Origin of the sequence: Longimonas sp., from assembly GCF_046498435.1 — a bacterium.
In the GTDB taxonomy this organism is placed as follows: Bacteria; Bacteroidota; Rhodothermia; order Rhodothermales; family Salinibacteraceae; genus Longimonas.
Map to the genome: position 1 here is coordinate 1 of NZ_JAWOAR010000256.1, position 7,254 is coordinate 7,254.

Annotated in this window: 5 protein-coding genes; 2 read left to right on the top strand and 3 right to left on the bottom strand. The window is 58.4% G+C overall.

Annotated elements, in window-relative coordinates; translation table 11 throughout:
* Nucleotides 1-294: 294 nt before the first annotated feature.
* From R6U20_RS09810 to R6U20_RS09820, 3 genes are all read right to left on the bottom strand, one after another.
* On the bottom strand, nucleotides 295-2,739 hold the full coding sequence (locus tag R6U20_RS09810; protein ID WP_410337678.1) for a zinc-dependent metalloprotease: 2,445 nt from the start codon (nucleotides 2,737-2,739) through the stop codon (nucleotides 295-297).
* A 172-nt stretch (nucleotides 2,740-2,911) separates the two neighbouring features.
* The gene (locus R6U20_RS09815; RefSeq protein WP_410337679.1) at nucleotides 2,912-3,565 is read right to left on the bottom strand and encodes an outer membrane beta-barrel protein; all 654 of its coding nucleotides are present in this window, start codon (nucleotides 3,563-3,565) and stop codon (nucleotides 2,912-2,914) included.
* Nucleotides 3,566-3,758: 193 nt separating this feature from the next.
* A complete protein-coding gene (locus R6U20_RS09820) occupies nucleotides 3,759-4,403 on the bottom strand; it encodes a hypothetical protein (RefSeq protein WP_410337680.1) in 645 nt (214 codons plus the stop codon).
* Between the two features lie 175 nt (nucleotides 4,404-4,578).
* Between R6U20_RS09820 and glgB the strand changes: the two genes are divergently transcribed.
* Both glgB and R6U20_RS09830 read left to right on the top strand, forming a co-directional pair.
* Nucleotides 4,579-6,489 (top strand): 1,4-alpha-glucan branching protein GlgB, encoded by a 1,911-nt coding sequence (glgB, locus tag R6U20_RS09825; protein ID WP_410337681.1) that lies wholly within the window; start codon nucleotides 4,579-4,581, stop codon nucleotides 6,487-6,489.
* Nucleotides 6,490-6,969: 480 nt separating this feature from the next.
* Nucleotides 6,970-7,254, top strand: a 285-nt coding sequence (locus tag R6U20_RS09830) for a hypothetical protein (protein WP_410337682.1), incomplete at its 3' end; no start/stop codon positions are given.

Consider the following 7,254-nt stretch of genomic DNA (forward strand, 5'->3'; position numbering starts at 1 on the left):
CGGAGCACGCCGAACCATCTCCTCGACGCTCAGCGGGGCTATAGGCGATTGAACGGCCCTGCCAACCTTGGGGGAGATCTTTATTCACTGCGTTCATCAGTCGCTTCGCTCGTGTCAGGACTCCGCTTCGCTCCGCTCAAGATGACAGCATGCGAACGGGGACCTTACAACCCAAAGATTGACCTGTGACAGAGCACTACATATCCCACTAAACAAAAAAGCGCCCCTCCGGCTTGCAGAGCCAGAGGGGCGCTGTTGTGGCGCACACGTTTGTGCAGCACACAAGGACACGTGTTAGGCATCCAGAATGGAGCTGATGCGGCTAAGCGCATCTTCAAGATGAAGCTCCGTAGCGCGATCGGAGGTCCGGTTCAGAGCACGCTGAATGTCTTCCTCTAGCGTACGCAGTTCGCCCCGCACATACGGGCGAATGTCGGACTGCGTGACCTCGACAGGAGTCAGGTCGAGGTACTCCGCGATCTGCCCAGATGGCATTTCGGGCTCTTCGTTGAGCAGGTAGTCCATACGGTCGAGGTAGCCGCGCTGCACAGTCCGGCGATACGGATCGATTGTTTCGCCCTGGTCAAGCTCCGACCATAGGCCTCGGCGCAGGCCTTCGAACAGATCGAGGGCCGTGTACACCTCGTCAGCGCCGTGCATGGCCTCTGCTTCCACCAGGCGCGCAATGCGCATCGGGTCGAGCACATCGTCAAGCACGCCCACCTGCACGTTGCGGACTCGCTCAATGGATCCGCTGTTCTCGATGCGGCGCAGCACATCTTCGTTGATGAGCCATTCGGGCGTTTCGAACGCGTACGTATTTAGGAACTCCATGGCGCGCTGTTGCTGCTCGGCAGGCACCACCTCGTACACGCGTCCGTCCTGGTCGTAGGACTTGTGCGTTTCAAAGACGCCGCCAAGATTGCGGGTCACGTGGCCCAGATAGCGATTCCACTGCGTCACGACCTCGCCGTAGAGCTCATCGAGCTGCTCGTAGGACTCGCCCTCGCGGTAGGTCCAGTCGAGCAGGTTCGACACGATGCGCTCCAGGTTGGCAATGCCGAGTTCGCCAGCTTCCATGTTATCATCACCCAGGGCCTCGCGCTGCGAGCGCGGATCGGCGCCCATAGAATTAGAGCCCCCGAAGAAGTACTCCGGTTCACCGGCCCGCTCGCGAATCCACTCGTTCAGCGTCTCCTTTTCGGCATCGGGCGAGTCGTATTCAGGTAGCACCGAGTAGCCCCACTTCACGGACCACTTGTCGTACGGGCCTACTTTCGGATCAAAGTGCTCCACGCCGTCCTCAGGCTGCGCAATGTAGTTAAAGCGCGCGTAATCCATAATGGATGCTGCGGTGCCGTTCTCGGCAGTGTAGGTGGGAGAGCGCAGCGAATCGACGGGCACGGCGTGCGAAGACCCCCAGTTGTGCGGCAGGCCCAGCGTGTGTCCGACCTCGTGGGCGGATACAAAGCGAATGAGCTCGCCCATCACGTCATCGTCAAAGTCAACGGCGCGGGCGTCCGGGTTGGCCGCAGCGGTCTGTATGAAGTACCAGTTGCGCAGCAGGTTGGCCACGTTATGGTACCAGCCGATGTGGCTCTTCAAGATCTCGCCGCTGCGCGGGTCGTGCACATGGGGCCCGTAGGCGTTCGGGATCTCGGACGGGAAGTACCGAATCACCGAGTAGCGGATGTCTTCGGGGCTAAACTCCGGATCTTCCTCTTCGGTAGGCGGATCTTTCGCAATAATCGCGTTCTTGAATCCGGCTGCTTCGAAGGCCACCTGCCAGTCTTCTACGCCTTGCTTCAGATACTCGCGATAGCGCTCGGGCGTAGCCGGGTCGATGTAAAACTCGATGGGTTCTACCGGCTCCACCAGCTCGCCATTGGCGTAGGCTTCAGGATCCGACGGCTCCAGGCGCCATCGCGTAATGTAGCAGCGCTCGGTAGCCCGGTGCTCGGGACGTCCGTAATCGACCTGTTCCACGTTGAAATAACCCACGCGTTCGTCACAGAGGCGCGCCTGCATGGGCTCTTCGGGCAAGAGCACCATGGAGTGGTTCATCTCAATGGAGATGGAGTTGGTCGAGGCGTTGGAGGGCGGCTCTTGTGCGTTGTACGTGAGCACATTGCGCACTTCAATGTTTTCGGGATAGCTGGCCGCACGCTCAAAGAACGTGCGGTCCGCATCTAAGCTGCGCACCTGGTACTGTTCGCGGCGGCTCTGCTGCAAGCCCAGCGCAGGCACGTCGCTCGTAAACAGCGGCGTTGTGTCGATAACCACAGCCGAGCTATCGGCGTTGTGCGCCTCGATGTCGAACGACATGATGATCGGTTCGAAGTTGGCGTTGCGCACCGCCTCGTAGATCGGCTCTTCGGGGTCGGCCACGTTCTCGTAGCTTACGCGCCGCAGCAGTACACGATCGTTGTGGCGTTCCCAACGCAGCACCTGCGTCTGAGCCTTCTCGCCGCCAAAGCCCATATCGGTGGCGGTCTGCGCAATGCGCGTTACCATGAGCATCTCGGTGCCGAGCAGCGAGTCCGGAATCTCATAGTAGAGCTGTTCCTCTTTCACATGGGCCGTGAAGAGGCCCTCGTCGGATTCGGCGTCTGTTACAATTTCTTCATAGGTGGAGGCAGAAGGTTCGTCGTCATCAGAAACAGCCGCAGACTGTGAGGAGGCGCACCCGGTAAACACCAGGGCCGCCACCGCACACGCGGCAAGCAGTCGGTGAAGCATAAACAGCGATAGCGTGTCAAGAAAAAAGGAGATCCACCCTCTATGAAGCCCCGCCGGGCTGGAATCGTTTCCAGTAGCACGGGACTTATGACATCAGATGCGGCATGGCTACATGACTTGGAACGCCCGGCAAAGAATCACACGTGCATTTTGTAGGCCACAAAAAAACGCTTCAAAACGGCGCCACGATCAGTCCCATGCGCACCTCAATGTAGTCGACTGTGGACTCATCCGTATTCTGGAAGCTGGCGGTGGCCGTGTAGCGCGGTTCGATAAATAGGCTCATCGCGTCAATCGTGCGTACAGCCAGCCCTGCGCCCACATGGATTCCAGCGAGTGTCTGATTAGTCCGAAAGGCTGATGTAAACGATTGACCAGCGATTATTACATCGATGTTTTCTTCCTCTTTACGGTAGACTCCACCCCCTGCAACAAAGTACGGAACCCACCGTCCTTCAACGTAAATCAAATATTTTAGGCTCATAGCACCCGTATAGACCGCCATTTCGCCTTCAAATCCAGAACCAGAGGATCCGGCCACAGATGATCTGTATGCACCCTCGTCCAAATCGAATTGGCTATAGGCTCCGTGGAAAGACAGCTCCCACTCGGGTGTCAGCGTAATACCCACACCGCCCGATAGCGTATATCCAAACTCGTAGAGGTCTCCAAACTCGGAGGTGCTGTATGGATACGTGGGGCTGCCTCCAACGTACACCTGCACACGGCGGTCGGACACGTCTTGCAGCTGTCCGTACGCGGGAGCGCTGCTAAAAATGAGGGCCACAAGAAGCGAACTGAGAAGGGGAAACGAGACACGCGTCATGCCAATGCGATACAAATGAAAAGAGCAAACACCAACAATAACGCGACGTGATGCTTGAAACGCAAGAAAACGCGAAGCACATCCCCGTCGCTACCAAAGCAGTTGAAAGTGGATGCGGCAAGCCTCTGCCCGTCGTGCCCGCGCCGAACAAGATCCGATCTTGGACCGCGCTCGCTCAGAAGCAGCTAACCGATCACCAGCGTGCCACAATCAGCCCGATGCGCACCTCGGCGTAGTCGAGCGTGGATTCCCCCGTGTCTTGAAAGCTGGCGGTGGCCGTGTAGCGCGGTTCGAGGAACAGACTCATCGAATCGACTATGCGAGCGGCTATGCCGAAGCCGAGATGCGCTCCGCCAAGGGTGGCGTCGCTACGTGGAGCACCCAGGCGAGGTGCAAAGTCGAATGTGACGTCATCTTCTTGCCGGTGAAAAACGCCGAAACCGGTTGAAAAATAGGGAATCCACTGGCCTTCTTGGCGAAACAGATACTTCAGATTCATGGTGCCGGAGTAGATCGCAAGAGCCCCACTCACCGAAAACGTAACCGCAGGATACGTATCGCGATACCCTTCTTCATTGAGGTTGAAACGGCTATACGCCCCGTGGAAAGACAGCTCCCACTCGGGCGTGAGCGTAATGCCGACTCCGCCCGAAACCGTATAACCAGTCTCGTAGAGGTCGTTGAATTCGGAGGTGCTGTATGGATACGTGGGGCTGCCTCCAACATACACCTGCACACGGCGGTCGGATACGTCTTGCAGTTGCCCGTATGCGGAAGTGCTGCCAAATATGAGAATGACAAAGATGAAACTGAAAAACGAAAATGAGACACGCGTCATGCCAATGCGATCCAAGTGAAAAGAGCAAACGTAACACAGTAACGCAATGCGACGCCTGAAACGCAAGAAAGCACGAAGCATCCCTATGCATTCCCCCAATACGGTTGACAATGGATGCGCAGCGTGTATCTTGAAGCACGGTCTGTTTCCTACTTCTTGAGTTGTCCTGCCGCCTATGCCTCGTCTCACTGCCGACCAACGCTATCTTTGGAATGAAGGCACCGATTATCAGTGCTACACCTGGATGGGCGCGCAGACCAATCCGCAAGGCACCTGGTTTCGGGTGTGGGCGCCAAACGCTGACGCGGTAGCAGTCATGGGCGATTTTAACGACTGGTCGTCGGAAGCGCATCCGATGCGTGATGCAGGGGGCGGGCTCTGGGAGACGTACGTTCGCTCCGCACGGCCGGGCGCGCGCTACAAGTATCGTCTCAACGCCAACGGCGAATCGCTCGACCGCACCGATCCGTTCGCGTTTGCACTGGAGCCGCCCGCCGAAAACACGTACGAGGGCATTGCTTCCATCATTGTAGACCTGGACGATTACACCTGGGCCGATGACGACTGGATGGCCCATCGTTCGGGGCCCGATTCGCTCGATGAGCCCATTTCAATTTATGAGTTGCACCTGGGCTCGTGGCGCCACCATGCGCCGGGCGAGTCGTACAGCTACCGCGACATTGCGGAGCCCCTTGCGCAGTACGTTACTGAAATGGGCTACACCCACATCGAGCTCATGCCCGTAGCCGAGCACCCGTACTACGGCTCGTGGGGCTATCAGACGCTGGGCTACTACGCTCCCACCTTCCGCTACGGCTCGCCGCAGGACTTCATGCACTTTGTGGATACGATGCACCAGCACGGCATCGGGGTGCTTATGGACTGGGTGCCTGCGCACTTTGCCACCGATCCGCAGGGCCTCACCTACTTCGACGGCACCCACCTCTTCGCCTACGACGACTCGCAGATGCGCCACCACCCCGACTGGGGCACCTACGTGTTCGACTACGGACGCAACGGCGTGCGCAACTTCCTCATCGGTAACGCCCTGTTCTGGCTCGACTACTACCACATTGACGGCCTACGGGTGGATGCCGTAGCATCGATGCTTTACCGCGATTATTCGCGCGGTACCAACTGGACGCCCAACGAGCATGGCGGACGCGAAAACCTGGAAGCGATTCGCTTGCTCCGCGATACCAACACGCAGGTGTACAAGCATTTCCCCGACGCCCTGACCATTGCCGAGGAGTCAACGGCTTTCCCCGGCGTCACCAAACCCGTAGATCATGGCGGACTCGGCTTCCTCTACAAGTGGAACATGGGGTGGATGAATGACACGCTCGAATACATCGAGAAGGAGCCGGTTCACCGCAAGTACCACCACGGCGACTTTACGTGGACGCTCAGCTGGGCTTTTTCGGAGCAGTTCATGCTCCCGTTCTCGCACGACGAGGTGGTGCACGGCAAGGAGTCGATGTGGGGCAAGATGCCCGGCGACGACTGGCAGAAAGCGGCCAACCTGCGCGTGCTCTACGCGCATCAGTACGGGCATCCGGGCAAGGTGCTCTCGTTTATGGGGAACGAGTTCGGTCAGCACCACGAGTGGAATCATGACCAGTCGATTGAGTGGCACCTGCAAGACGAGCCGCTGCATGCAGGCATCCAGCAGTGGGTGGCCGACCTGAATGCGCTCTACCGCAGCCGCCCGGCGCTTTGGCACGACGACCGCGACAGCTTCCAGTGGATCCACTACGGCGACCGCGAGCATAGTGTGCTCAGCTACCTGCGTCAGCATGACGACCAGGTGCTGGTCTTCGTCCTCAACATGACACCGGTGGCCCGCACCGATTACCGCGTGGGTCTGCCTCATGCTGGCATGTGGACCGAGCGCCTCAACAGCGATGCTGATGTGTACGGCGGCAGCGGTGTAGGCAATGCGGGGCGTGTAGAAGCCACTGCAAACGCATATTTGGGGCAACCCGCCTCGGCCTCCCTCGTAGTGCCGCCGCTGGGCGCGCTGATCCTTTCCCCCAAAGACCAGTCCGACTGTGCAACAACCCCCAAAACGCCCGTAGTGCAGTAAGCAAGAGCCTGGAATGCCCTGCAAGCAAGTGTAATACCATCTGCGCAGAATCGTCATTCAGATATTTAAGTAGACCCACAAAAGTATCTTATACCATCTGCGCTGAATCATCATACAGGTGTTTGCAATCGGTGAGCGACGAAACTCGCCTTAATGTCGCCGGGGACGCAAGCGGTACCGACAGCGGTCGGCACAGGTTACCCGGCTATGGGCTGCAAATCCTCAGCCCGGGATCAGGAGCGAAGCGCTGGGAACGCAGTGACCGAGTGCTCGTGGGGTGCGGATATCCCGGGCGGCCTCCAACCTAACGTGTACATCGAAGTCTCGCACCTGGTATAAGAAGCCTCATTCATAGGGCTCAAACTGTGCTGCTAAAACAGGTAGAGAGCCGTATCCTCTCTCCAGACAACGTCGGAACAGCAGGTTGCGGGGAGCCATTCAGATGAACGTCTCAAGCCAATACACACGCACTGCACACCCATGACCGTTTCGCGTCACATTGCAGCCGCCGTGCTTCTGGCGCTGTTTGTGATGGGCGGTGTCATTGCGCCCAGCGTACATGCGGCGCATCATGCAAGTGCAGGGGCGCACCAAAACCATCATGGCGTGCCCCACTGCGAGGCTGTTCCGGCGCGGTGGACCACGGACACGCCGCATGCCGATGCGGACTGTACGCTGTGTAGTGCTGTATTTCACATCTCAACGCCCTCGCTTTCGGCCCTTCCCCCCGTCTATCGGCTTCAGGAAGGAACGGTGGCCGTGCAG

What these genes read in the sequence shown, in the direction of transcription:
- R6U20_RS09810 (WP_410337678.1), bottom strand. Translation starts at nt 2,739, where the DNA reads ATGCTTCACCGACTGCTTGCCGCGTGTGCGGTGGCGGCCCTGGTGTTT.
- R6U20_RS09815 (WP_410337679.1), bottom strand. Translation starts at nt 3,565, where the DNA reads ATGACGCGTGTCTCGTTTCCCCTTCTCAGTTCGCTTCTTGTGGCCCTC.
- R6U20_RS09820 (WP_410337680.1), bottom strand. Translation starts at nt 4,403, where the DNA reads ATGACGCGTGTCTCATTTTCGTTTTTCAGTTTCATCTTTGTCATTCTC.
- glgB (WP_410337681.1), top strand. Translation starts at nt 4,579, where the DNA reads ATGCCTCGTCTCACTGCCGACCAACGCTATCTTTGGAATGAAGGCACC.